The sequence below is a fragment of the Arsenicibacter sp. R0_47 genome (genome assembly GCF_057652235.1).
In genome coordinates this window covers 478,432-504,618 of record NZ_JBYFCJ010000001.1, presented here as the reverse complement: position 1 = coordinate 504,618, position 26,187 = coordinate 478,432, and the positions used below count along the sequence as shown (strand labels likewise).

The window sequence follows — 26,187 nt, the reverse complement described above, 5'->3', positions numbered from 1 at the left end:
GAATATCAATGATTAACATCGCCGTTAAGCTCCCGCTCCAAATCACTCTCGGCAGTCACCGGCCGAGGTTTTACCGGTGCTGGCTTCGGGCTCTTATTCAGTTCAACCGGCGAAGGAGCCATAACCGACAGGTTGGTCAATGGCTTGGGGGCATGCGGCCTTATTGTATCCGGGGTTGCCGCCAATTGCGGACGACGGACAACAGGCGCCGGAAGCGGAGGAGCGTCGACAGTGGTCAGGGTATCAACCGGCGGAACATCCGCGCTGAGTAACGTATCCGGCGGGGGGGTACGGACAGGCGGGGGCAGCTCCCGGAGCAGCGTATCTGCCCGTATCTCAACCGCAGCAGGCAGCTGCATATCAGGGCATAGTACCGGCGAAATCCGGCAGCGGTTCTGGTAGCCGATAACCAGACCGGCAATCCCAAGGCCAATGCCCGCCAGCAGCCGCCACTTAACCGCGAACGGCGCAGGACTGTGGCCGGTCAGCTCAACCTGTTGGCGGCTATAAGGCGTCTGGATAATCAGCCGGGCCGTGGTTGTGCCGGGCTTTCGGGGCGAAAAACGGATGCGCAGCTTAGTTTCAGCCGGTGTCGGCACAAAGCCGATGGCGGGTAGCAGCCGGTCATCGGGCGGAATCACAAACGAAAACGCATCGGGCGTGTCGAATGTCAGCGACACCGGCGTGTCGGCATAGTGCTGGGCAACGGAGATCGTCTGCTCGGTCCATGCCCCCTGCCGGGTTACCGGAAACTGAACCGAATGCCGGTCAACGGTAAGCAGGCCGGGCTTTACGGCTTGTTCATCCATTGCGGGTTCCGGATCTATCTTTTTCCGGGTGCTCCCTTTCCGTACCGGTTGCCTTTTTGCCTCCTCTGCCATACCCACTTGCTGTCCGTTTTTATCTATAACGATTCAAACGCCCGCCTGTCCCGCAGGTGCGCCGATTTAAGAGCGAATGGGCATTTAAAGAGCGAAAGAGTGAGCCGCGTAGCGGCTAAAGAGTGAAAGAGCGGTCGCCATGCGACGCCAGACAGGGCAGGGTGACAGGAAAAAAAACATGGTGGCAGGGCTATCCTGCCTCTCAGAATAACCCTGCCACCACATAAAATATAAAACAGTATCCAGAACACCAATAACCCAGAAACACCAGTAACCCAGAACCACCAGCAACCCAGAACTACCAGCAACTCAGAACAACCTGCAACTCAGAACCACCTGCAACTCAGAACCACCAGCAACCCAGAACAACCAATATATTAAGCCCCCAACACCCCTGCCGCTTCTTTAGCGAAGTAGGTCAGAATAACGTTGGCACCGGCACGCTTCATGGCCATCAGTGACTCCATCATGGCGCGTTCCCCGTCGAGCCAGCCGTTTTGGGCAGCGGCTTTAATCATGGCATACTCACCACTAACGTTATAAGCTGCAATCGGCAGTTGATAGTGATCATTCAGCAGTTTAATAATATCGAGGTAAGCCAAAGCAGGCTTCACCATCAGGAAATCAGCCCCTTCGGCCAGGTCCAGATCAGCCTCAATCAACGCCTCGCGGCTGTTGGCAGGATTCATCTGATACGTTTTTTTGTCGCCGAAGCGCGGGGCTGAGTCGAGGGCATCGCGGAACGGACCGTAAAACGCACTGGCATATTTTGCCGTGTACGCCATGATGGACACATTTTTGAAACCCTGTGCATCAAGCGTTTGCCGGATATAGCCCACGCGGCCATCCATCATGTCGGAAGGGCCAACGATGTCGGCACCGGCCTTTGCCTGCGCAACCGCCATTTTACCGAGCACTTCCAGCGTTTCGTCGTTCAGAATCTGCCCGTTTTCCACAATGCCGTCGTGGCCGTCTGAGCTGTACGGATCCATGGCAATGTCGGTCATCACCACTACATCCGGAAACCGGTCTTTGATGGCCTGTACCGTTTGCAGATACAGCCCGTCGGGGTTCTGACTTTCGGTAGCGTATTTATCCTTTCTGCTCTCCGGAAGATTCGGAAACAGCGCAAACGTCCGCAGACCGAGGTCTACGCACTGCCCGATTTCGTCGAGCAGCAGGTCTTTGGAGAAACGGGCAACGCCGGGCATTGACACCACTTCGCTGCGTACGTTCTCCCCTTCCATGACAAACATGGGGTAAATAAAATCATGGACCGAAAGGCGCGTTTCCTGCACCATGTCCCGAATCGCTGCCGACTGCCGGTTCCGGCGTGGTCTTCGAATAATATTCATCCGTCTTTTCGTTAACAGGCTGTAATGGATGATTAGCCCCGTATCCCGATCAGCCGCTCTGCCATTACAACAATCACACAATCAGTTTGAAACCCTCGCCGTGCACATTCACCAGCTGTACCGATTCGTCTTCACGCAGGTACTTGCGGAGCTTGGTCACGTATACATCCATGCTACGGGCATTGAAGTACGAGTCGTCGCCCCAAACCATTTTCAGGGCAAAGCTACGGCTTAACGGCTGATTCAGGTTCTGGGCAAACAACTTTAATAACTCCGATTCCTTACTGGTTAGTTTCTGACTCGCCGGATTTCCGCCCCCGTCCGGCCGGCTCAGGGTCTGGTGCGGGTAGTCAAACACAAAGGAGCCGATCTGATAGGTGGTCGATTCGATGGCATCGGCCGTTCCCCGCTGATACCGGCGCAGAATCGCCTGAATACGCAGCAGCAATTCTTCCATGCTGAACGGCTTCGTCACATAATCATCGGCTCCGAGCTTGAATCCCTGAATAGTATCTTCCTTCATCGACTTGGCCGTCAGAAAGATAACCGGCACATCGCGGCCGGTCATCCGCACCTCTTTAGCGAGCGAAAACCCGTCTTTCTTCGGCATCATCACGTCGAAAATACAGAGATCATACTGCCCGTCGGTAAACATCTCGAGCCCCTGATTTCCATCCGTCGCGCGGTCGGTATCAAATCCCTTCAGGATCAGGTATTCCTGAAGCAGCTGACCCAGATTCGGGTCATCCTCAACAACTAGTATTTGTGGCATAGGTAATGGTGATTGAGTCGTTGAGTGATTGAGTGATTGGAAAGGCTGTTGTCCCTTCGCTCAATCACTCAACCGCCCAATCACTCATTCATTTTATAAGGTATAATAACGTCAAATGCACTTCCCTGGCCGGGTTCGCTGGTTACGTGGATGCGGCCGTGGTGGGCGTCCACCATTTTCTGAACATAGCTCAGCCCGAGCCCGAAGCCTTTTACGTCGTGCAGGTTGCCGGTTGGTACCCGGTAAAAGGTTTCAAAAATACGGTTGACCTGCTCTTTCGTCATGCCGATGCCCTGATCGGCGATCGTCAGGCAAACGCCCTCGGGCAGGCTGCGGGTCCGGATCGTAATGTGCAGGGTATCCGGCGAGTACTTAATGGCATTGTCCAGCAGGTTATAGACAATGTTGGTCAGGTGTACCTCGTCGGCTTCAATGACTTCGTTTTCCGCTTCGAAATCCAGATCGACCTCGCCCTCGCGCTGTTCAATCTGAATGCCGATGTTATTCAGCGATTTTTCGATGATGTCGTGAATATTTACCTGCGTAACCTTCAGCTTGATTTCACCGCGGTCGAGCATCGCCATCTGCAATACTTTCTCCACGTGTGACCCCAGCCGGCGGGTTTCTTCGCGGATGATATTCATGTACCGCGATAACCGGCCTGTGAATTCAGCAGCCGGGCTACCGGATTCAGCGGCCAATGCATCACCGTACATTGCTCCCACGTTCCTGCTCCCGACACCCTGACCCACCGCCATCTGGTCCTGCGCCATCTCAACGGCCAGCGCAATGGTCGAAATCGGCGTTTTAAACTCGTGGGTCATGTTATTGATAAAGTCGTTCTTGATGTCAGCCAGTTTTTTCTGCTTCATGATCGTGTTGATTGCAATGTAGAAGCAGCCCAGAATAACCAGAATCAGGATTACCGACGAGGCAAAGTTGAACGTCATCTGCTCCTGAATAAACTCGTCCTGACCCGGGAAATAGACGTACACATAGTTTCCCGAATCCAGAAAGTTGTTCGGGAATAACGCCGCTTTATAGCCGTTTTCGACAAATGATTTCGGATTGCCGCCAAACGTCGTGAACAGAAAGGACGGCTTATTGGTCTGATTCGTTTTAACGCCGTAGGCAAACGGCAGCCGGATTCCCCGGTCTTCGAGTGCCTGCCGGAGCAGCGTATCCAGCGTCATCCGGTCAACCCGCTCCTCAATGGGCCGGTCCGACAGAAAGAGGCTTTTCAAGGCATCTTTTACAATCTGCGAATGCTCTGACATCCGGTTGCCGGTATCCTTCAGCGTGCTGGCGGTCAGCACTGACGACGAGGCCGCTTCGGCAACTTTCGCCTTTGCCTGCCGCTTCCGGGCCAGTTTGATCAGGCTATCCTGTTTTTGCTGCTGCCGGTTCAGATCGGCAATCTGGTCGGCAAGGATTCCGCTGGCCCATTCCTCAAACTGGCGCTGGTCTTCGAGCTGTGCCTGCCAGTCGCCGGTTGCCATCAGCATTTCCTGCCGCCGTAAAAAGTGCTCCACAACCGCTTCCTGCTCCGGCGTAAGCGTCTGATCGACCGGGTGCAGCGCATCCGACGGGGTAATGCCCAGCCGGGACATACCCCGTACAATATTGCCATTGCCATCAAGCACTAACTGGCCGTTAATGCGGTTTGGCACCTGCTCACGGGACACCCGCGGTACTTTATGCTGTTTGGGCTCCGCCTTAGTGACGACGGGCTGACTATCTTTTTTAGAGATCGCAATCAGCCGTTGCTGCTGCTCCTGCGCCCGTATCCGCTGACGGGCCAGATACGAAATCTCCTGCCGTTCGAGCGTACGGACCACTTCCTGCAAGGCATCCGTAACTTTATAGGTGAACTGTTCTTTCTGCAGGCGGTACGCGCTCCTGACCCAATACAACTGTAAGCCTACTAAACCGAGCAGGCCTACTGCCATCAGCGCGACAATCCAGCGAATCCGTTGTTTCGACATTTTAATCTATTGCTGTGCAACCTTTGGGGCTGACTTTTCATCTTTCTGCTGAATACGGTATGAAACAGGGCGTTTCCGCTGCCATACCTCTAAAAGTACGAAGGCAACCGGTGGTTCATTGAGTCTTTAAGAAACTTTAACACGGCTACTTATGCAACATAAGCCCGGCGCCGGTGTCTTTAGAAAAATCATTGACCAACTGTACTCAGTAAAACAGGTACTAACTATGAAAACAACATTTGTCGTCGCCCGGCAGTTCGTCGCCCGGCAGTTCGCCGTGGCTCTTTTGGTGACAGCTGCTACAACCGGTTTGGTTCAGGCGCAGGATAAGACTGAAAAGTCGAACGAGGTAACCGTAAAAATCATTGAACGCTCCGGCGACGATGTGCGTCAGGTGGACCGTACCTATAAAAATCTCCCTGCCGAAGAACGCGACAAGGTAGTGGAGCGCTTGGTTGATTCGCTGAAAACAACCCGTAAAGACGGCAAGAAACGCCAGCTTACTATTGTTGTTGAAGATAACGACGGCCGTGAATCCCTACGGACCAAAGGCGGTCCGGGCCAGAACCGGCTGTATTTCTACAAAGGCCGCCCGGGGCAGGCAAAGGGCGATGCCTGGGTATTGGATAGCGAAAACTGGCAGCGCGATTTCAACCGTGGCATGGATTCACTGAATGACAAGCTGAGTCGCCTGGAGTTTACCTTCCCGAAAGACTTCAATGAGCATATTATCCGCCCGTTTGATGCCTGGTCACGGGGTATCGACGGCAAAATGAAAGCCCCGACCATCCGTGGTCTGGATGCTTTCCCGAATAATCCGGACAAAGATCAGCTGAACCTGCGTTTCAACGCACCGGCCAAAGGTGACGTGACCATTTCTGTCACGAACCCGAAAGGCAAGGAAGTAGCCCGCAAAGAGGTAAAAGACTTTTCCGGCGAATTTGTCGGTCAGATTGATCTGGGCAAACAGGCTAAAGGCTTGTATTTCATTACGGTAACCCAGAATGAAGACGGAGCCGTACGCCGCGTCGTTGTTGACTGATTTTCCGGAGGGATCGGGTCAAAGCGATCCGGTCCCGCTATTTTTTATGAAAATATTTTCAAAAATATAGTACTATGTATTGCAAGGTATTATAAAATTCACTTACCTTTGTCATGTAAATCACAAATACGAATGACGATGAAAGCGAAAAAGACCTTAACAGCCGCCTTACTTTTAGGATTGATCAGCTTACAATCGATGGGTATGGGCCATCCGCACAATCTGTTCAACGCCCGTAAACAGATAAAAGCGAAACACGGCGTTACTACTGCTGTAACAGCACCGGCAACCGGTTCATCTTTTGATGCCGCAAAAATCTGTGCCTATTGGGTAAAGGTTGCCTGTATGCAACTGGCTAAAACAATCTAGTTCAGAAAGCAACGGTACGCTTTCCGTTTTTTGTGATTAATACGTCGGGCGCCGGTAGCGGGCGCCTTTTTTATTGCACTTCCTTCACCACAAAAGCACGAACATAAATAAGGGACACAACGACTTTTTAAGGTACGTTTTCCTCTGTATTCGTGTTTAAACCACTGAGCCCCTGGCTTTGCCGGTCAGTTTTTCGTAGTACTTACAAAAATCCTTCAGCTGGCACTCATCGCACTTCGGTGAGCGGGCAAGACAAATGTAGCGGCCATGCAGAATCAGCCAGTGATGGGCACGCGGAACGTGTTGTTTGGGAATATAGGCCATCAGCGCTTTTTCCACGGCAAGCGGAGTGGTCGCCGTCAGCGGGGCTAAACCAAGCCGGTGCGATACGCGGAATACGTGCGTATCGACAGCCATCGTCGGCAGGTTGTAAACGATTGATAAAATAACATTGGCTGTCTTGCGGCCTACACCGGGCAGTTGCTGAAGTTCTTCCAGCGAGCCGGGTACCTCACCGCCGAAGCGTTCCATCAGCATACGCCCCATACCGGCCAGATGTTTTGCCTTGTTGTTGGGATAGGATACACTGCGGATGTAGGTAAAAATCTCATCAGCCGAAGCCGCCGCCAGCGACTCAGGTTCCGGGAAGCGCGCAAATAAGGCAGGGGTTACCTGATTAATCCGCTTGTCCGTACACTGTGCCGACAAAATAACGGCTACCAGCAATTCATACGGATTGCTGAAGTTCAGTTCAGTCTGCGGTTCAGGAAAATGTTCCGTGAAGTAGTCTATAAAGCGGCGGAAGCGTTCTTTTTTCAGCATAGTCAGGCGCAGGCACAGGTAGCTGCTGCGCGGATAAAGCCGGTTTACGGCCCCGCACAGTAGCCATTTCCTTACTGCCAGGCAAAAATAATTCCTTTACGGCATGAAATACAGGTAAGGTGTAGTTCATGCCGTAAAAAAATACCCATCACATCAGGCAGAGCCTAAGCAGATGGGTTTGCAGGATAATTACGGGAATATGCCAGGATGTTCTGGATAGAGCTCTCGCGGGGCTCACGCTCAATTTTGTTCATCAACGCACGGATTTCGAGCGTTTCGAGGAATTGAGTCATCATTTCCGGATCAGACATCAGGGTGTCTTCGACGGCGAGGTTCTCCTCTTCGGAGGTCTCTTCGTACACGTACCGGATTAAATCATCGTAAGTAGAGGTTTGTATCATAACTGGGGGTTCGTTTGCTCAGTTGTTTGCGCAGATTAATCAGCGCATAACGCATACGTCCCAAAGCTGTGTTGATACTGACGCCGGTAGCATCGGCAATTTCCTGGAAACTCATTTCCTCGTAATGCCGCATGATCAGCACCTGGCGTTGTTGTTCAGGCAGGCGCTGAATCAACTCACGCAAATGCTCATGTGTTTCCTGCCGGATCTGGATTGATTCAATTGAATCTTCCGAGAATTCAAGCGTATTAAACACATTGCTTCCGTCTTCAAACACTACATTGGGGTAGCGTTTATCCTTCCGGAAATAGTCAATTGCCAAGTTATGAGCGATTCGAATGATCCAGGGTAAGAACTTTCCTTCTTCATTGTACTTACCGGTCTTGATTGTATCGACCGCCTTAATAAAGGTGTCCTGCAGCAAGTCTTCCGCTATGTATTGATCTTTTACAATCAGATAAATCGTTGTATAGATCTTAGACTTGTGCCGACGTACTAATGTTTCGAAGGCTTTCTCGCTACCACGGATGTACAGAGATATAAGCTCACTGTCTGTTACCTGGGCTTTTTCCATTTTCAGTAAGACAATTAGGTAACGTAGAGCTTTCTCCCGATAGTATATGAAGGTTTAAATTTTTTGGTAGCGTTATTTTCTTCTGACAGTAAAGTAACCTTTCAGCGCGCTAATTTGCAAGTTTTCGCTAATTTTTTTTGTAAAAAAACAGACCTAAATACAATAAAAATGCGAAAAACGTATACAAAACAAGCTTACTTTTCCATCAAAAATGGCTTTTTAAAGATTTTTTTGTACTTATCAGGCCATTGCTATGCATAGACCCTGCTTTAGCCTAAAGGGTTTAAATCCCCCTAAAAAATTAAAGGAATTTAATTTCCGGCAAAGGCATGAAACTGTTTTGCCCGTCGTTTTAACAGACACTTTACATCAGCAATCAGCGCCTTCAGCAGACCGGTAAATGAGCTTCCGGTGCGCCGGCTCCGTGCATTAACCGGATCAGCACACCGGAAGATACGAAAAATTATGCTTCTTCCAGAATAGTAATACCCTGAATTTTATCGCCCTGCCGGATCTGATCGATTACATCCAGTCCATCAACAACCTTGCCAAATACCGTGTGGTTACGGTCGAGGTGCTGCGTATTCTGACGGTTATGGCAGATGAAAAACTGTGAACCGCCCGTATTCCGGCCACGGTGTGCCATCGACAGGACGCCACGGTCATGATACTGGTTTTCGCCTGTCAGTTCACACGGAATTGAATACCCCGGACCACCCGCACCTGTACCGGTCGGGTCTCCGCCCTGAACCATAAAGTTCGGGATCACGCGGTGGAACGTTGTATTGTCATAATACCCTGACTTAGAGAGCTTCACAAAGTTCTCTACTGTTTTCGGTGCGTCCTGTTCAAAGAACTCAATCGTCATTGTACCCTTATCGGTACGCATTTCTGCTTTCATAAAAATTTGTGATTGAGTGATTGAGTGAATTAGTGAGTAAAAACGCTCAATCACTAATTCGCTCAATCACAATTATTAACTTACTGTTCCTCCGTTCCAGACGGGTTTGTGGGGCGGCAGGAGCGCGAGGCTGCCGTCGCGGTCTTCGGCCATCAGGATCATGCCCTGCGACTCAAGGCCCATCATTTTACGGGGAGCCAGGTTGGCGAGGAACGTTACCTGCTTACCGATTAGTTCTTCCGGCGTAAAATGTTTGGCAATACCGCTCAGGATCTGACGCTTATCAAATCCGTCATCCACTTTTAATTTTAACAGCTTATCGCTTTTAAGCACCCGTTCTGCTTCGACAATCGTGCCGATCCGGATGTCCATTTTCGCAAAGTCGTCGTAGGCAATTTCTGCCTTCGGAGCCGGTACCGTTTTGGTGGCCAGTTCGTTCATGCGTTTCGCGTCGTGTAGTTTTTGTACTTGTTTCGTAATCTCGTCGTCTTCAATCTTGGCAAATAACAGTTCGCCCTGCCCAATCGCATGCCCGTCGGTCAGCAGATCGGCGCGGCCGGCGTTGGTCCAGTTGAAGTGTTCGGTAATGCCCAGCTGTGTTTTCAGCTTCGCCGCCGTAAACGGCATAAACGGTTCGCAGACAATGGACAGGTTGGCCGCAATCTGCAAGGCCACGTTCATGATCGTTTTCACCCGTACCGGATCGGTTTTCACCACCTGCCACGGCTGCGTTTCGGCCAGATACTTATTGCCCAGGCGGGCCAGATCCATCAGACTCGATAAGGCTTCGCGGAACCGGTAAGCGGCAATGGCCTGACCAATACGGTCCGGGAACTGCGCCAGTTCATTGAGTACCTCACGGTCGTAGTCGGTATAGTCGCACGGACCGACCACCTTACCGTCGCAGAATTTATGCGTCAGCACAACCGCCCGGTTAACGAAATTGCCGAAAATGGCCACCAGTTCGGAGTTGTTGCGCGCCTGGAAATCTTTCCAGGTAAACTCGCTGTCCTTCGTTTCCGGCGCATTGGCCGCCAGCACATAGCGCAGTACATCCTGCTTGCCCGGCAGTTCGTCGAGGTATTCGTGCAGCCAGACGGCCCAGTTCCGTGACGTCGAAATCTTATCTCCTTCGAGGTTCATGAACTCGTTGGCCGGCACATTGTCGGCAAGTACATAACTACCATCCGCCATTAACATGGCCGGGAAGATGATGCAATGGAAGACTATGTTGTCTTTTCCGATAAAGTGGACCAGCTTCGTATCCTGATCGCGCCAGTACCGTTCCCAATTGTGTCCCTGCTGCTCTGCCCACTCCTTGGTCATGGAAATATAACCGATCGGGGCATCAAACCAGACATAGAGCACTTTCCCGTCGGTATCCGGCAAGGGCACTTTAACACCCCAGTCCAGATCGCGGGTCATGGCGCGGGGCTTCAGCCCTTCTTTCAACCACGACTGACACTGACCGGCCACGTTGGTTTTCCATTCCGGATGGCTGTTGACATACGCCTCAATTTCCGGCTGCATCCGGTCGAGGGGCAAATACCAGTTTTTTGTCGGTTTCAGGATAGGCTGCGCGCCCGAGAGCATCGACCGGAGCGGCGGTTTCAGCTCGGTCGGGCTCAGTGTAGAGCCGCAGCGTTCGCACTGGTCACCGTATGCATTCTCGTTGCCGCACACCGGACATACCCCGACAATATACCGGTCGGCCAGAAACTGACCGGCGGTTTCGTCATAGTACTGTTCAGTAACGACCTCGTCAAAATAACCTTTGTTGTACAGATTCAGGAACATCTCCTGCGACGTTTCGTGGTGAATCGGGTTCGATGTACGCGAATAGATATCGAACGAAATCCCGAAGTCCTCAAAAGCCTGTTTGATCTGCACGTAGTATTTATCAACCACCTGCTGCGGGGTAATGCCCTCTTTCTGCGCCCGGATCGTGATCGGGACACCGTGTTCGTCGGTACCGCTGATAAAGGCCACATCTTTCCCCGTCGAACGCAGGTAGCGCACGTAGATGTCGGCAGGCAGGTAACAACCGGCAATGTGGCCGATGTGAATCGGGCCATTGGCATAAATCAATGCCGCCGTAACGGTGTATCGTTGTGGGTTTTCTAAAGCCATGAAGCGTGTTCCTTCTTGCGATTGTTGGACAAATGTGCCGGTAGCCGTTTACGTAAGCCCCATAAAAGCCTACATTTCAACTAGTCTTACTATACATCATCAATCCGGATGAATCGCTGCAAAATTAGTGATTTAACCAGCAAAGTAGATAGAGAACTTATGTCAGTGCTGAATTACAACCGTACGGCCACCCAATCCCTGCGCGCTGAATGCCCGCAGTTTAATGGTGCCTTTGGTCGTTACCGGCGCTGCGTACACCGCACTATTAGCGTTTGGCTGGCTGCCATCGGTGGTGTAGCGGATTGTAAACCCGGGCAGTTGCACATTAGCCCGTACTGCACCGTCTTCTACCACCGCACCGACGGTCGGGATGCGGTAGGCGAACCCGCCTGCATAGCTCCCCAGACGCGGCAACTCCCGTTTGCCCAACTGGTTAACAAACGTATTCCAGGCCTGTGCATACAGCCGTTGATTAGCCGCCTCATCCGTTCCCGTTGCCCAGGCCGGATCACTGGCCCAGGCGCGTTCGGCCAGACCGATCAGCTTGGGCAGCATCATGTACTCCATCCGCTGCGGCCCCAAAACGGTTTCGCTCCACAAAAGCCCCTGAATGCCGACAATATTTTCTTTGCCGTAATCCGTCAGCCGCTCCTTGCCGGTAAAAATTGAGCGGTCGAGCGGATTGCCCAGCCGGTCTTCGCGCGCACTTTTGAAATAATCGTACGGAATAAAATAATAACCCTTATCTACATCCGTAAAACCACCCCAGTAGTATCCTGGTTCATCAAACGATTTCTGGTACGCCATATCGAAGTAGTAATTCGTCACCGGCGACAGTACTACCTTATACCCGGCATTCGCCAGTTTATAGGCCAGGTCTTCGGCGCCCCAGCCCAGAACATTGTTCCAGACATCGACCTGCACACGGTCCCCCGCAAAATCCGGATTCGGAATCATGTGTGCCTTGCCGTCCAGTCTGGTTTTCCGCATCCCAACCTCTTCCCAGCCATAGAGGTAAAGTCCCCGCTTTTTGACCAGGTCATTGACCTTCCGGAAATAGTAATACCACAGATCATCTACGTTTTTTACGGCCGGATCGGTTTTCATGAGCGCCTGACAGGCCAGTGATTTTTCCCACACCCCCGCCGGTACTTCATCGCCCCCGAAGTGAATGGTCTGAATCGGCGCACCCGCCTCCCGGTACATGGCCAGCAGGTCGTCGGTTACGGTTTCCAGAAAGCGATAGACCGATGGCAACGCCACGTTCATAACATTATCATTCCATGACTGCACCGAGCGGTAGACCGACTGATCCTCCAGATCGCGCAGCAGAAACCGTTCAGCTTCTTCCCGTTTGCCGGCCGCCATCAGCCGGGCATAGCGGGCATCCATCGATTTGACGGCCGCGCGGGCATGGCCGGGTGTTTCGATTTCGGGCACCACACGGATGTGGCGCTCAGCGGCATATTTCAGGATCGCAATAAAATCAGCCTTGCTGTAGAAGCCGCTGCCGGTCGGGCTCTGCACATCCGGCCCCGAACCATACGACGGTTGCAGAAACGCTTTGTTATCAAGCGTATGTCCCCGTTTGCTGCCCACTTCCGTCAGCTCCGGCAACGACGGAATTTCGACCCGCCAGCCTTCATCATCGTTAAGGTGAAAATGCAGCACGTTCAGTTTGTAGAGCGCCATCAGGTCGAGGAGTTTCAGCACCTGCGCTTTCGGCTGGAAGTTACGGGCCACATCGAGCATCATGGCACGCCAGCCAAACCGGGGTGCGTCGGCAACCTCAACGCCCGGCACTGTCAGTGCAGGCTGCGGCTTTGTCCATGCCATCGGCGGCAACAGCATTTTCAGCGACTGAATGCCGTAGCAGATTCCTTCACCGCTGGCAGCTGAGATCACCACCCCATCGCCATTCACGCGGAGCTGGTACGCGCCGGGAGCCATGGCTGCGGTTTGCAGCTGAATTTGCCCGGCGGCCTTTTGTGTGGTCACAGATGGCTTTTTCCCCAGCACCGCCGCCAGTTCGCCCGCCAGATAACCGGCTTCGCGCTGAAAGGCCGCATCCGTCAGAATCGACACGTCACCGGTCAGGGTAAAGGTGCCGCCTGTTTTACGGTAAGTAACCGGTGAAGGCAGAATTTCGGGCAGCTGGTTGTCAGGAATATCCGTCAGGGCCTTGTTCTGGGCATAGACTGCCTGCGTGCTCACAAAGCCGGGTGTATCGCCGGGGAAACGGGTAGTCTGTTTTGGATTTGTTGACGGGACTACGGTGTAATTCGTTAGCGGAACGCCCGTTTCCGGCTGCGAATCACGGACCCAGTACAAGCCGCCGGGAGCGTCGGTTACGTTGAGTACCCACGCATCCGACACAAATTCAACGCGGATCGACGCGCCCGGTTTGAGGGGTGTCATGTCCGGTTTTGGTACCAGCCGGAAGAAATCGCCGTTGAGGTGGTCTACCTCCAGCGGGCCGTTGGCTGATCCCGGTTTAATGGTCCGGACAAAGTTGAAGTACAGGCCCCAACCCGTAGCCGGTACCGGTATTTTGCCGGTATTGGTCAGCGTGAAGGCCGACAAGGTCTGGGTTTTCTGTTGGTAATTATTTTCGATGACTTCCCAGCGGACAGCCAGCTTTTGCGGGTCGAATGCGGTTTTCTGCGCAAATGCACCGGGCATCCACAGCAGGCAGACAAAAAAGGAGAACAAGGCGCGCATACAATGATCAGAATTTGCGGCCGAAGATACGGAGGGCTAAAGAATATTGGTAGTGTCGTTCATCGCTACCGGCATAGCGTCTTCAGACGGGGCGACAAAGTGGTGCACCTTCGGGCGGTCGGGGCCGATGTGATACTGCCGCACCGCCTGCTGGATATGCAGATCGTCGTTGGTCAGGCGCTGATGCTGACGGAGGTGTTCGGCCCATGAGGCTACGACAAAAAACTCCACCTGCCGCTCCGGATCAGTAGCATCGGTAAAAACGCCCCCCCGCAGCGCCCCGTCGCGGCGGCGCAGACGCTTCAGCTCCTCCATCGCCTTCAGGAAAGCGGGCTGATCCTGCATCCGGACACGGTATTCGACCATAACCACTACCGGCCCCTGCTCCGGCTGAATCACGCCCGTAAACGTCGGATGCGTGGAGCGTTCCGCCGGGTTAAAGTCCCTGACCTCTCCCACCGGTAACCGGAACGGAATCGCCAGCAGCGTAGACACCGCCATCCAGCCGGCAGCCAGCAGAAAGGTAACCGACAACCCGTATTGCCCCGCTACTGTGCCCCAGACAATGCTCCCCAGGGCCATTCCGCCCTGAAAAACCAGCTGATAAATACTCAGTACCCGCGCCTGCACCCACTTAGGCAGGTTCAGTTGTACCGACACGTTGAGGCTCGTCAACGCCATGAGCCAAGCCATGCCCGCCAGAAACAGGACCGGGTAAAGTACCCACAACGACGTTACCAGCCCGATACAGACATTGACCGCCATAAACGCCAGAATGGCCATAAAAATCCGGACATTGGCGCTGAGTTGCTGCGTCAGCCGGGTCAGCACCAGCGCACCGGTCACCGCACCGGCCCCCAGCCAAGTGAGCATCAGGCCATAGACACCCGAATCCATGTGCAGCTGGCGGGCTACCACCAGCGACAATAAGGCCCATAAGGCACTGGCTCCGAAGGTAAAGGCAAAGGCACGGATCAGAATGGCGTGCAGCAGGGGTGTAAACCAGACATAGCGGATACCGGCCCGCAAGGCTGTCACAAAATCCTCGACCGGTAAGGTTCTGGTTACCGGCGTTCGTTGCCAGCGGTAGATTACCAGAAACGTAGCCCCGAATGAGATGCCGTTGAGCAGAAACACGTAGCCCGGCGAATAATAAGCAATAATCAGCCCGCCCAGCGCCGGACCAATCGCACGGGACAGGTTGATGCTCACGCCGTTCAGCGTCAGTGCGACGGGCAGCACCTGCCGCGACACCAGTTCGGGGGTGAGCGATTGCCAGGCCGGTCCGTTCAGGGCGGCACCGATACCGAGCAGAAAGGTAAAGCCCAGAATGGCTTCGGGCCGGATGATGTGCAGCAGGGTGCCGATCCCCAGCGACAGGGCAACCACGGCCATGAACCCCTGTGTCATCAGCAACAGGCGGCGGCGGTCGATCAGGTCGGCGAGGGCACCGGCGGGGATACTGAGCAGGAAAACAGGCAGGCTGGTGGCGGTCTGCATCAGGGCAACCAGCACCTGCGACGATGCCAGGGTGGTCAGCAGCCAGACACCGGCCATGTTCTGCATCCAGGTGCCGATGTTTGACACAAAGGCCGCCAGCCAGATGGCCCGGAAAAGCGGAAACGCAAAGGCATCCCAGAGCCGCAGCGGTCTGGCAGCAACCGGTTGATCGGTAGAGGGTATCATGCCCTCACAACCACCGGAACCGGCCGTTTGTTGAGCTAGCCGATATAGGATGGCCCCTGCTGATCAAAAAATTTAGGGAGCGTCACAAAAGCGTTTAATTCGCCGTTCAGTACCAGGATGCTGATCATGGCATCAATGATGGCGATGACCGGATGCTGCGCCTTCACCAGCTTCTCCGCAGCCCGGCCGCTTACGGCATAGGCATGAGTACAGTCGTGCAGGCCTGCCGTCCGCAGATTCGCCGAATACGGGCGGGGCAGGTACCGGGCAGCCTCTCTTGGTGTCCAGCGCAACAGCCCAAAGGGGCTTGTCAGTTTGTAAAACTGTTGCTTTACCTTTTGCCTGAGGTTTATCTCTTCATTTTTGGTATAGCCCAGATAAAGCAGCTCCCAGTTATCAGGCAGCTGCCGGAGCGTATCGGCCAGCTGATGGAGCTGCTCAAAAACGGGCACCACATCATCTTCAAAAATCAGCACCCGATCATACCCTTCGCGGACGATCTTTTCGTGCAGCTGCCGGTGTGACAGCGAACAGGCTATCTGCCCTTCACTTAACCCCTCTACATGGCGATAGCGGGGATGCCGGGCGGTTGTATCATCATATACCCCCCGCCGGATCAGGTCCGCGCGGTTCAGATCCTGTTTATCCACTGCCCAGAAAATTTCATAATCCAGCCCCGACAGCAGTCTTTTAAACAGCGCATGCCGGTCATGCGCCCGCTTGAGGGTAATGATGTAGATTTTATCGAAGTAGTTTTTCAGAAAGGCACACACCTCCGGTGGTAAGCTCTTTGTCGTCATGGGCAGTTGCCGGGCAGAATAGTTTCCGGTAAAATTACGCATCGTTATGCGGACCGGCCATGAAACAGCGTTCTTTATTTGCCAGACTAAAATAGATTCAATAGTTTTAAAGACAATCAACCTCATCACTGTCAATGCGTTTACCTTGCCTTCTTCTCACAAGCTTATGTATAGGCGGACTGGTCTCAACAGCCCGTGCCCAGACAACTACCCCGCCTGCTTCGCAGACCACCCAGAGCAGATCGCCGGTTGGTTACGACGCTCAGGTGAACCTCAACGCACTCGCCGGTGCGACGGGTAACGGCAACGGGGTTGTCCGGAGTTTCGACAACCGGTACGAAGGCGTAAAGGGCAGTCCGTTCTGGGTTGACCAGTGGCTGCCGGGCGAGGTAGAGCTCAACAACGGCAATAAGATCACCAACGTACAGATCAAATTCGATGCGCTGGGCCACATGCTGTATCTGAAAACGCCCCGCAACGATTCGGTCAAGCTCGGCGAAGCCTTCGTTAAACGGTTTACAGCAAAGCAGGACGATGCCCCCCAAACGTTTCAGCGGCTTAGTAATGCCGGCGATGCGCTGAAAACCAAGCTTGTCCGTGTTGTATACGAAGGCAAATATTCGCTGGCCGAGTTGATTCAGAAGAACATGCAAAAGGCAGATTTTAAAGGCGCGTACAGCTCCAACGTGCGCTACGACGAGATTTATGCCGAAAACGCCTATTACCTGATCCGGCCCGACGGAACCTCAGAGAAGGTAAAACTCAATAAAAAGTCGATCATCAGTGCCCTCGGGGACGCCGCCGGCCCTAAAGTCGATGAATATGCCAAAACCAACAAGCTGGACTTCAAAAACGAAAGCGATCTGGTAAAGGCCCTGACGTTTGCCGGGACGCTTTAACACTGAGGACAATTGCTGTTCGTCCGGTGGAGGTATACGGGTGTCAGATTTCCGGTCGCGATGTCTGACATCTGTACCACGATCCAAAGGTTTCCTCCCTTAACTCACTAAAATCTATGGGTACATTTTCAAATTCTATCACTACAGCTCACCAAAAATTCGCGGAGAAACAGCATATGTTCTTCGTTAGTACGGCGCCCTTAGGTGCAGATGGACACATTAACTTATCCCCTAAAGGACTTGATTGTTTCCGCTTTCTATCATCTGCAACGGTAGGCTATATGGATCTAATCAGTAGCGGTAATGAAACGTCTGCTCATATTCTTGAGAATGGCCGGATAACGTTCATGTTCTGCTCCTTTGAGGGGGCACCTAACATTTTACGTTTATACGGAACGGGAACAACAGTTCTCCCCGGAACGGATTTATGGAATGAATATGCTCCGCAGTTCACCATCTACCCAAGTACACGCCAACTAATTATAGCTGAAATCAGCCTGGTTCAAACCTCGTGCGGTTGGGGCGTCCCTTTGTTCGAATATCAAGGAGAACGCGATGTGCATTTTAAGTGGGCTGAAAAGCTAGGCCCTGATGGCCTTGTGGAGTATGTTGATGAGAATAATCTGGTTAGTTTAGACGGTCTGCCAACCAGCCTGAGTTTATCAAAATAAGAAAATTGCGTTACATGCGCCCGCATCACTGCACCCGTACCAGCTGAACAACCGACACGGGGCGGCCATCGGCGGTAATGCCCTGAATCACGACGCGTACTGTTTGCACCACATCCGACAGCGGAAACCGGAGCTGACTGCGCCCCTGACCGTCGGTCTGCATGATGGGCTTCCAGTATAAGACATCCCGCTGGTCGACGGGACCGGAAATGGCGCCGGTTGCGGCTTCGGTGTCGTAGCGGGGTACGTAGAACTCACGCTGCACCGACGGATAACCGATGAACTGAATCGGTTTCATCGTCGGCGGTGCTTTCGCGCCGGCCTGCATCGATCGTGTGGTTTTGGTGTAAAACGCAATTACCCCATTTGCGCCCTGTGCCCCGTACATGCCTGCGGCACCGGCACTTTTCAGCACTTCGACACGCTCGATGTCGCTTGAATTAAAGTTCATTAACGCGTTGCCGTCAGGGTCCTGAATCGGTACGCCATCCATCAGAAACAGCGGCTTCGTACCGCTTTTGATGCTGCTTCCGCCCCGCATAAATACCTGATAGCCATGTACCGTTGTGCCACCCGGCGGCGCCACATTCCGGCTAACAGTCACCCCGGCCAGGCGCCCCTGAATCATTTCGTACAGGTTTGAATAAGCGGGTATTTTATCATCAAATACTAAAACTGCATCTGCTGTATTGTGCAGACTGCGCATGTTAACATCGTTGGGCCGGTCGGTCTGCTTCTGCGCCCGGACCGTTACTTCGGCCAGTACCTTCATCGTTTTATCCCGATAAAAATCCGTATCTGCCTGCTGCCGGGTACGGGCCGCTTCCAGCTGTGCCCGCATCGCCGACCAGTCCGGCACCGGGATTGTTTTCCCGCGTTCCCATCCACTGCCCGGTGTCTCCAGTACCAGCCGGGCATCTTTAGGCGCCAGATTTTTTAACTGACGGTCTGTGAGTTGGGCAACCAGCTGAATCGTATCTTTTATGGTCAGACCTGCCAGCCGGAAACGCCCTTGTTCATCCGCACCCGCCGACTTGACAAACGACTGGCCGGGAGCGGTCGCCATCACCATAACCTGAGCGCCCGGCATCGGGTCATTTTTAGGGTTCAGAATACGCCCCATGAGCGAAATACCGCCGGACTGTTGCGTATCCGGCGTGCCGCTAACCCGCCGCCAGCCCTGCGTCAGCAGCAGGTCATCCAGCGCCTTACGGGTTTCGGCGGAACGGTTGAGCAGATACTGACCGGGGTTTTCAACATGGCCACGCAGCTCACCGGTCAGCAGCAAGTGGGTATGTACGGTAGCAGCCGTCGTATCATCCGGTACCTTACCGGCATCCGTAACCGAGGCCGACAAAGCGGCTAAGGCCGGCGATCCGTTATCGCTCAGATTAATGCTCAGCATGACCTGCTCACGGGGCTGGTACCGGTTTTTATTGAAACCCGTCAATACCCGTACCGGTGCAACAAATTCAGGAACGAATATCAGCCGCTCGGCCTGCGGTCTGGCAACAGCATCGTATACCGTAATCTGCGCCAGCCCCGGCAACCAGCTCATCATCGGCAATCCGACCTTTGCCAACCCGTTTTGCAGGATCACTTTCCGCTGATCAACCACCCGTCCGTGTTGCTGAATGAGAATATAGGCCGAGTCAGCCGCAGCCTTGCCGGTACTTCTGATGGTCAGTGCCAGCTGCGTTGTGTCGCTGATGGCATCGGCAGTAAGCAGCAACCCTTCGGCTTCCGGAGCCGGTAACGGAACGTGTTGCAGCTGGTTATTATAGGTCACGTCAGCGTAGTAGGTCCGCTGCGGCTTTGGCTCCAGCAACACACTGGTCATCCCCTGCTGACTGGTCATGAACCGGGTAATCTCAGCACCCTGGTCATCGACAATACGTCCCGCGATGGCCAGACCGCGCCCATCCGGCCGCACAATTTTTACGCCCAGACGCGCCGGCAGCCCCGCAATCCAGCGACCGCCTTCCGGCAATACCTGCACATCGGCCTGTTTGGGAGTAGAATCAGCCTGTACTGCGGCATCATTCCGGAACAGGTTATACACCGCGACCGAACGCTCAAATGCCGGACGTTGCTGGGCATCATCGTCATCGGTATAGGCCCGCAGTCGATACGTGCCTGTTCTGAGCGTATCCGACAGCCGGAATGTACCCTCGCCGCGCCCCTCAGCGATGCGTATCCACTGGTGCTGCACAGATTTCCCGGCCGGCGTCAGCAGGTCAACGTGAAGCGCCGTTTCGCCGCCCGCCCGCTGGTGAGTGGCAGCATCAAGCAGGTATATACTCATCCAGATCCGGTCACCGGTTGCGTAAAATGGTTTATCAATGTGCACAAATGCGGTGGGTGACAGCACCTTAAACCGCTCATTGAACGCCTCCGTAATCCGGCCCATCCGGGCATCAGGGGGCGCCAGCCGGCCCTGCGTAGCCAGAGAGCTGCCGGCAGTGGCGTCTTTGTTGCCGCCATCGGGTTTCCAGTCGGCGGGCAGCAGGCTCGATAGCCGGTCGTTGCCCATCGAGCCCTTGGCTTCCATGCTTTCCGGCATCGTAATCACCCCATCGACAGTCATTTGCAGCTGACCGGCAGGCAGTTTTATTTCGGTGTAGGCGTACCGCGCATCGGGATAGGGCGAAAACTCTGAGGTTGCTTTCGTGTAGAACACAATCAGCTTCATGGGCGATACCAGCCGGCGTTCAGACGGCAACCGGCCGGGCAGAATCAACGCAGGCCCTTTAACCGCAACCAGCCGCTTGTAGTCGTTGACCATCGCCGACAGCGTGACGGAACGGGCATCCAGGGATACCGGCTTTGTGACATCTTCCTGATATACCTGAAAACCGGTCTGCTCGGTAGTATTAGTGATCAGGCTGGCCATCAGGTGCCGGATTGACCCGTTATAGGCAATAATCCGGTTACGCCGGAACCGGTTAGCCTGTCGTTCGTCTTCGGGCTTTAGCTCTTCGAAACGGGCCGTACCCGCCACCAGAATACCGCCCGACGGGGGGGCTTCGAAATGCTGCAGATCATAGATCACCCGATAGCCCGTTGCCTGATTGTCGATCAACAGCGGCTCGGTAGCCGTTGCATACAGGTATTCCTTTTCTTCTTTAAAATGGAGCGCGTCGCTGTTTACCAGCACACACTGACCGCCAAAAGGTTCGCCGAAAAACAGCCGTTTAAACTGGCGCAGGTGTCGCTCGCGGAGCTTCGGATTAGCCCGCACGGTTACGGCCTCCAGCGTCTGCTCACTCACCTTCAGCTGAAAGTCAGCCTTTTGCGGAGCCGGACTATCAAACCGGATTTTTCGGGAAGCAGACTGATAGCCGACAAATGAAGCTGCTACCTCAACCGTTCCCTGCGGCACGCCCGTCAATGTATAAAAGCCCTTTTCGTCGGTGCTGGTGCCCCGCGTGGAGCCATTGATGTAGACATTGGCAAACGGCATGGGCTTGCCTGTAGCCGCATCCGTCACGTAGCCGGTCAGTACGGCTGCCGGTTGCGCATACGTCAATAGTGTAGATACCAGCAGGAGGAGGATAGTCATCCGGCCGGACAGGAACGAGCGGTGCATAGTGATAGAATTACCTGCCGTGAAAAGGCGGCCATTTTGTGATTATACCTATCCGTCACCGGCCCGGGCGGGTGGTTATGAACAGGATACAAAGGCCTCTAAACCTGCGCTCCGCATGATTACTCAATAAGCCGGCCCACGGCGCAATTCTGGCAAAAAGATAAGTAGCAAGCGGGATTGGTGGATTAAATCGTTTGCCTGACAGGCACAAAAAGCCGGTGTACCTGTGAAGGTACACCGGCTTCCGGCTATAAGCATCTTCGTTACGGGCAAGTCTTACTTACCGCCACCGTTCTGGTCACCGGCGCGCTGGTGCCGCAGCTATTGGTGTAGGTGGCTGTCAGCGTGTAGGTGCCCGCCTGCTTCACGTTCAGCCCGACGGCCTCATGCGTGGCGCCCTCGCGGAAAACCGTACTGAAAACATAGTCCTTCGGTCCCGTCATCGTGAATGAGGTGGCCACACCACGCCCCGTGAGCCGTACCGGACAGGCGGATTCGTCGGCGGTGAAGCTCAGGATCTGCGCCGGCGGGGGCTGGATGCCGCCCACCACGACCTGCCCGTTAGCCGTTGCCGAGCAGACGCCTGCCGTACAGGTCGCCGTCAGCAGGCTGGTGCTGCTGCCCGCCGTCAGGGTGATCATGGCCGTTGTGGCACCGGTTGACCACAGGATTTGCCCGCTACAACCACTGGCGGTGAGGTTCGCCGACTGGCCGGGACACACCGTAGCCGACGAGACGGTAAAGCCACTGATGGTGTTGACCATGAGGCTAAAGGCTGTGGACGTAGCGGAGCTGCAGTTATCGGTAATGACCACGAAATAGCTGCCCGATTCCGCTGTCGTCAGGTTGGTCAGCGACAGGATCGCGGCGGTCTGACTGGTTACGGGGCTGGCCAGGGTGTTTTTATACCACTGGTAGGTGACCGGTGCGGTCGTTCCGCTGACACCGACGGTTGCGCTGACAGCGGCACCCGCACAGACCACGGAGGTAGCCGGTGGCTGGGTGGTCAGGGTGAAGGCGGCCGGGGCGCCGAGGGTTGCCGACAGGGGCAGGGTTTGGGCAACGCAGGAGCCGCTGAGTGCCAGCGCATAGGTGCCCCCGCTGAGGTTAGCGACGCTAAGCTGTCCGGCGCCGTTGCCGGTCTGGGTGAGGCTGGCGGTTGTGTTGCCCACGGTATAGCTGAGGGTGTAGGCGGTAGCGGGTTGAACGCCCGCGATGGTAAAGGAGCCGTTAACTGGGTTGCAGGTGGTCAGCCCCGTTGCCGACACGCTCAGGGGCGGCTGCCCTGACGTAATGGCAAAGTTACCGCCGTTGAGGTCCTGCACCAGTCCGCCATTATAGCTGATGCTGCTGTTGTTCGACGAGCGCTCGATGATGGTGCCGGTATTGGAGAAGGAAGAATAATTAGTAATAGTGGCATTCCCCAGACTATTGATCAGCGCCTGGCAGCCCTGATTGTTGAAAACGCCGAAATTATTGATAGCATTACCTGTTGCGCTGGCGCCGATGGTAATGGTCGCGGAATTGATAAAGGATGTGTTTACATTGTTCGCTAAACCATCAGTAGCAGACCTGTCAATCTGTATACTACCTCCCGCTGTATTAGTAAAGGATGACAGGTTTCGTATGCCATATGGTCCCGTACTGGCTATCGAACCAATCGTTATCGTAGCGGAGTTAACAAAGCTTCCGGAGTTATTTTCCAAACCAGAGTCAGAAGCCCTGTCAATCTGTATGATACCTCCTGCTGTGTTGGTAAAGGATGACAGGTTTTGTATGCCATATGGTCCCGTACTGGCTATCGAGCCAATCGTTACCGTAGCCAAATTAACAAAGTTTCCGGAGTTATTTCGTAAACCAAAGCCGGTTACTCTGTCAATTTGAATAACGCCTCCCGCTGTGTTCGTAAATGATGCATAATTATCTACTCCGAAAGAACCCGTACTGGCTATTGAGCCAATGGTTATCGTAGCCGAATTGACAAAGCTTCCGGCAGAATTTATTAAACCTGATTCATTAAATCTGTCAATTTGTAATATTCCCCCTGTAGTGTTACTGAACGAGGAGGTATTGTACAGACCAAAATTCCCGACACTGGCATTGGCGCCAATAATCACGGAGGCTGAGTTTACGAAGGAACTTCCGGCATTGTTATTCAAACCGTAGGTTACCGTCTTGTCAATCTGGATGAAACCACCCATCGTGTTGCTGAACGAGGCGGTATTATTCACCCCAGATATTCCTGTATTGGCCTTGGAACCAATGATCACAGTTGCCGAATTGACAAAACTTCCGGACTGATTTCTTATACCACTGTTATCGACATTGTCAATCAGGATGGTTCCTCCGGCTGTATTGGTAAACGATGACGCATTATACAACCCATACAGCCCTACGCTGGCCACCGATCCAATGACTATGGTCGCCGAGTTGACAAAGTGGCCACCTGTATTATTATACAAACCAGTGTTACTGGTCTGGTCGATCTGAATGCTTCCTGAGGCGGTATTGGTGAACGATGCATCATTATACAAGCCATAATAACCCACAGAGCCCGTATTGCCCAGCACCAGCCGGCCCGCGTTACGCACCTGCCCGCTATTGGAAAACCTTCTGGTAAATACGCCGTAAGTCTTACTACTGTTGATAGTCAGGCTACCGCTGCTGCTGATGGTAAACGAAGCGCCGGTTTGTACTTCCACTGAGTTCGCAACGGCAGTGGTGCTCAGCACAGGCGAATAGGCAGTGCCGGCCGGAATTGTTACATCATCGGTGGCAGTGGGTACGGTGCCCGCCGACCAGTTGGCGGCCGTGTTCCAGTCGCTGCTGACGCACCCCCGCCAGAAGAGCCCCACACCCGTTACGGCCACATTGCCCAACCCAATGCTAAAGTTACCGCCGTTGAGGTCCTGCACCAGTCCGCCGTTGTAGCTGATGCTGCTGTTGCCCGATGAGCGCTCGATGATCGTGCCGGTATTGGAGAAAGACGAAGACCCTGAAATCACGGCATCGCCGAGGCTATTGATCAGCGCCTGACAGCCCTGATTAGTAAAAACGCCGCCGGCAGCAATAGCATTACCTGTTACACTGGCGCCGATAGTGATGGTCGCCTGGTTGACAAAATTGTTACTGGTGCTCAGTGATATGTTATCGGTCCTGTCAATGGAAATATTGCCACCTGTCAGATTACTGAAGGAGGAAGAATTTGATAAACCGCTAAATCCTACACCGGCGACCGTCCCGATGGTGATGGTCGCCGAATTGACGAAGCTGGAACTATTAGATAGCCCTAGACTACCCGTTCTGTTAATGGCAATGCTGCCACCGGCTACGTTACTGAACGACGCCTGATTAGATAAACCAAAAGTGCCGGCACCCACATCCGGGACGGTTCCGATCGTAATGGATGCGGCGTTAATAAAGCTGCCGGAGCTGCTGTTGATCAGTGCATAACTGCCTGACCGGTCAATGATAATGTTACCGCCCGCCAGGTTGCTGAAGGACGATTGATTCGATAGACCGAACCCGCCTGCACTGGAGATTGACCCGAGAGTAATGGTTGCCGAATTGACAAGGCTACCCGGGGATTCGTTAAATAATCCTGTGCCGTTTTGATTCTTCAGATTAATATCGATGCTACCGCCCGCCACATTAGTGAACAGGGCCTTATTTAATAAACCGGAAGAGCTTACCGCATTGACAGCACCAATACGAATAGTGCCTGCGTTGTTAAACGTACCTGACGTGTTATATATGCCGATGCTATTGGTCCGGTCAATAGTAATAGTACCACTGGTTACGTTACTGAACGACGCCTGATTTTCGATCCCCCACGGCCCTGGGTCGGCAATTGACCCGATCCGGACCGTGCCTGTATTATTAAACGTACCTGAGGTATTATAGATGCCTCTGCTAGTGGTCCGGTCAATGGTAATAGTACCACCGGCTACGTTGCTGAACGACGCCTGATTTTCGATCCCTACTGATCCTGCTCCGGTAAGTGACCCGATGCGGATCGTGGCCGCATTGACAAATGTACCGGCACTGTTATAGAGGGCCTGGCTGCTTGTGCCGTCAATGGTAATGCTGCCGCCCGTCAGATTGCTGAAGGAGGAAGCATTACATAGTCCGACCGTCGCTGTATTACCCGCCGACAGGCCTCCCTGATTGATTACAGTTCCGCCGTTAAAAAAGGCTATAGCATAGGGGATGCTATTGACGGGTATTCCTTTGTAGCCGTTTACCGTCAGGCTGCCTGTTGTGCTGATGGTAAACGAAGCGCCGGGTTGTACTTCCACTGACTTCGCAACGGCATTGGTGCTCAGAATCGGTGCATTGGTAGTGCCGGCCGGAATGACTACATCATCACCGGTGCCGGGGACCGCCGTCCGTGACCAGTTGGCGGCCGTGTTCCAGTCGCTGCCGGTTTGGCCCGTCCAGGTATTTGTTGTCTGGGCAAGGGCTCCGGTAGCACTAATCAGCAGGAGTGCGAATCCGATGAGGCCCGCCAGAAAGGGGAAAAAGAATTGGTGATTGCCAGGTTTCATACGATACAGAAAAAAACGGTATAAGGTTGAATACAAGGGTTG

Annotated in this window: 18 protein-coding genes; 4 read left to right on the top strand and 14 right to left on the bottom strand. The window is 53.7% G+C overall.

Annotated features, from left to right (window positions below; genetic code table 11):
• Window positions 1-5 precede the first annotated feature (5 nt).
• From AC23NW_RS02055 to AC23NW_RS02040, 4 genes are all read right to left on the bottom strand, one after another.
• Entirely contained in the window at window positions 6-881 is an 876-nt protein-coding gene (locus AC23NW_RS02055) for a hypothetical protein (RefSeq protein ID WP_487447376.1), read from the bottom strand.
• Window positions 882-1,258: 377 nt separating this feature from the next.
• Window positions 1,259-2,236, bottom strand: coding sequence for a porphobilinogen synthase (hemB, locus tag AC23NW_RS02050; protein ID WP_487447375.1), 978 nt, complete (start codon window positions 2,234-2,236; stop codon window positions 1,259-1,261).
• Window positions 2,237-2,309: 73 nt separating this feature from the next.
• Window positions 2,310-3,008, bottom strand: coding sequence for a response regulator transcription factor (locus AC23NW_RS02045; RefSeq protein ID WP_487447374.1), 699 nt, complete (start codon window positions 3,006-3,008; stop codon window positions 2,310-2,312).
• Window positions 3,009-3,088: 80 nt separating this feature from the next.
• A complete protein-coding gene (locus AC23NW_RS02040; RefSeq protein WP_487447373.1) occupies window positions 3,089-4,993 on the bottom strand; it encodes a sensor histidine kinase in 1,905 nt (634 codons plus the stop codon).
• Window positions 4,994-5,219: 226 nt separating this feature from the next.
• Here AC23NW_RS02040 and AC23NW_RS02035 point away from each other — a divergent pair, with 226 nt between their 5' ends.
• Both AC23NW_RS02035 and AC23NW_RS02030 read left to right on the top strand, forming a co-directional pair.
• Window positions 5,220-6,035 carry a T9SS type A sorting domain-containing protein gene (locus AC23NW_RS02035; RefSeq protein WP_487447372.1) on the top strand — a complete coding sequence of 272 codons (816 nt, stop codon included), beginning with the start codon at window positions 5,220-5,222 and terminating at the stop codon, window positions 6,033-6,035.
• 138 nt (window positions 6,036-6,173) lie between these two features.
• Window positions 6,174-6,404: a hypothetical protein gene (locus tag AC23NW_RS02030; protein ID WP_487447371.1), complete on the top strand. Its 231-nt coding sequence runs from the start codon at window positions 6,174-6,176 to the stop codon at window positions 6,402-6,404.
• A gap of 156 nt (window positions 6,405-6,560) precedes the next feature.
• Here AC23NW_RS02030 and nth read toward each other — a convergent pair whose 3' ends face one another.
• The 8 genes from nth to AC23NW_RS01990 form a co-directional block, all read right to left on the bottom strand.
• Complete coding sequence (gene nth, locus AC23NW_RS02025; RefSeq protein ID WP_487447370.1) at window positions 6,561-7,226, bottom strand: endonuclease III; 666 nt, start codon at window positions 7,224-7,226, stop codon at window positions 6,561-6,563.
• Between the two features lie 164 nt (window positions 7,227-7,390).
• A complete protein-coding gene (locus AC23NW_RS02020; protein WP_293838743.1) occupies window positions 7,391-7,627 on the bottom strand; it encodes a hypothetical protein in 237 nt (78 codons plus the stop codon).
• A complete protein-coding gene (locus tag AC23NW_RS02015; protein WP_071502250.1) occupies window positions 7,602-8,201 on the bottom strand; it encodes an RNA polymerase sigma factor in 600 nt (199 codons plus the stop codon). The genes AC23NW_RS02020 and AC23NW_RS02015 overlap by 26 nt, the downstream gene beginning before the upstream one ends.
• A 463-nt stretch (window positions 8,202-8,664) precedes the next feature.
• On the bottom strand, window positions 8,665-9,102 hold the full coding sequence (locus AC23NW_RS02010; protein WP_293838740.1) for a peptidylprolyl isomerase: 438 nt from the start codon (window positions 9,100-9,102) through the stop codon (window positions 8,665-8,667).
• A gap of 75 nt (window positions 9,103-9,177) precedes the next feature.
• The gene (gene metG / locus AC23NW_RS02005) at window positions 9,178-11,232 is read right to left on the bottom strand and encodes a methionine--tRNA ligase (protein ID WP_487447369.1); all 2,055 of its coding nucleotides are present in this window, start codon (window positions 11,230-11,232) and stop codon (window positions 9,178-9,180) included.
• A 162-nt stretch (window positions 11,233-11,394) separates the two neighbouring features.
• Window positions 11,395-13,953, bottom strand: a complete 2,559-nt coding sequence (locus AC23NW_RS02000; protein WP_487447368.1) for a family 20 glycosylhydrolase — start codon at window positions 13,951-13,953, stop codon at window positions 11,395-11,397.
• A gap of 36 nt (window positions 13,954-13,989) precedes the next feature.
• Window positions 13,990-15,639: an MFS transporter gene (locus AC23NW_RS01995; RefSeq protein ID WP_487447367.1), complete on the bottom strand. Its 1,650-nt coding sequence runs from the start codon at window positions 15,637-15,639 to the stop codon at window positions 13,990-13,992.
• A 35-nt stretch (window positions 15,640-15,674) separates the two neighbouring features.
• A complete protein-coding gene (locus AC23NW_RS01990) occupies window positions 15,675-16,481 on the bottom strand; it encodes a glycosyltransferase family 25 protein (RefSeq protein WP_487447365.1) in 807 nt (268 codons plus the stop codon).
• A 92-nt stretch (window positions 16,482-16,573) separates the two neighbouring features.
• Here AC23NW_RS01990 and AC23NW_RS01985 point away from each other — a divergent pair, with 92 nt between their 5' ends.
• Entirely contained in the window at window positions 16,574-17,338 is a 765-nt protein-coding gene (locus tag AC23NW_RS01985; RefSeq protein ID WP_487447363.1) for a hypothetical protein, read from the top strand.
• Window positions 17,339-17,454: 116 nt separating this feature from the next.
• The gene (locus AC23NW_RS01980) at window positions 17,455-18,009 is read left to right on the top strand and encodes a pyridoxamine 5'-phosphate oxidase family protein (protein WP_487447362.1); all 555 of its coding nucleotides are present in this window, start codon (window positions 17,455-17,457) and stop codon (window positions 18,007-18,009) included.
• A gap of 25 nt (window positions 18,010-18,034) precedes the next feature.
• On the opposite strand, the gene AC23NW_RS01975 is transcribed toward AC23NW_RS01980, so the two are convergent.
• Both AC23NW_RS01975 and AC23NW_RS01970 read right to left on the bottom strand, forming a co-directional pair.
• Window positions 18,035-21,598, bottom strand: coding sequence for a carboxypeptidase regulatory-like domain-containing protein (locus AC23NW_RS01975; protein WP_487447361.1), 3,564 nt, complete (start codon window positions 21,596-21,598; stop codon window positions 18,035-18,037).
• Between the two features lie 263 nt (window positions 21,599-21,861).
• A complete protein-coding gene (locus AC23NW_RS01970; protein WP_487447360.1) occupies window positions 21,862-26,145 on the bottom strand; it encodes a beta strand repeat-containing protein in 4,284 nt (1,427 codons plus the stop codon).
• Window positions 26,146-26,187 lie beyond the last annotated feature (42 nt).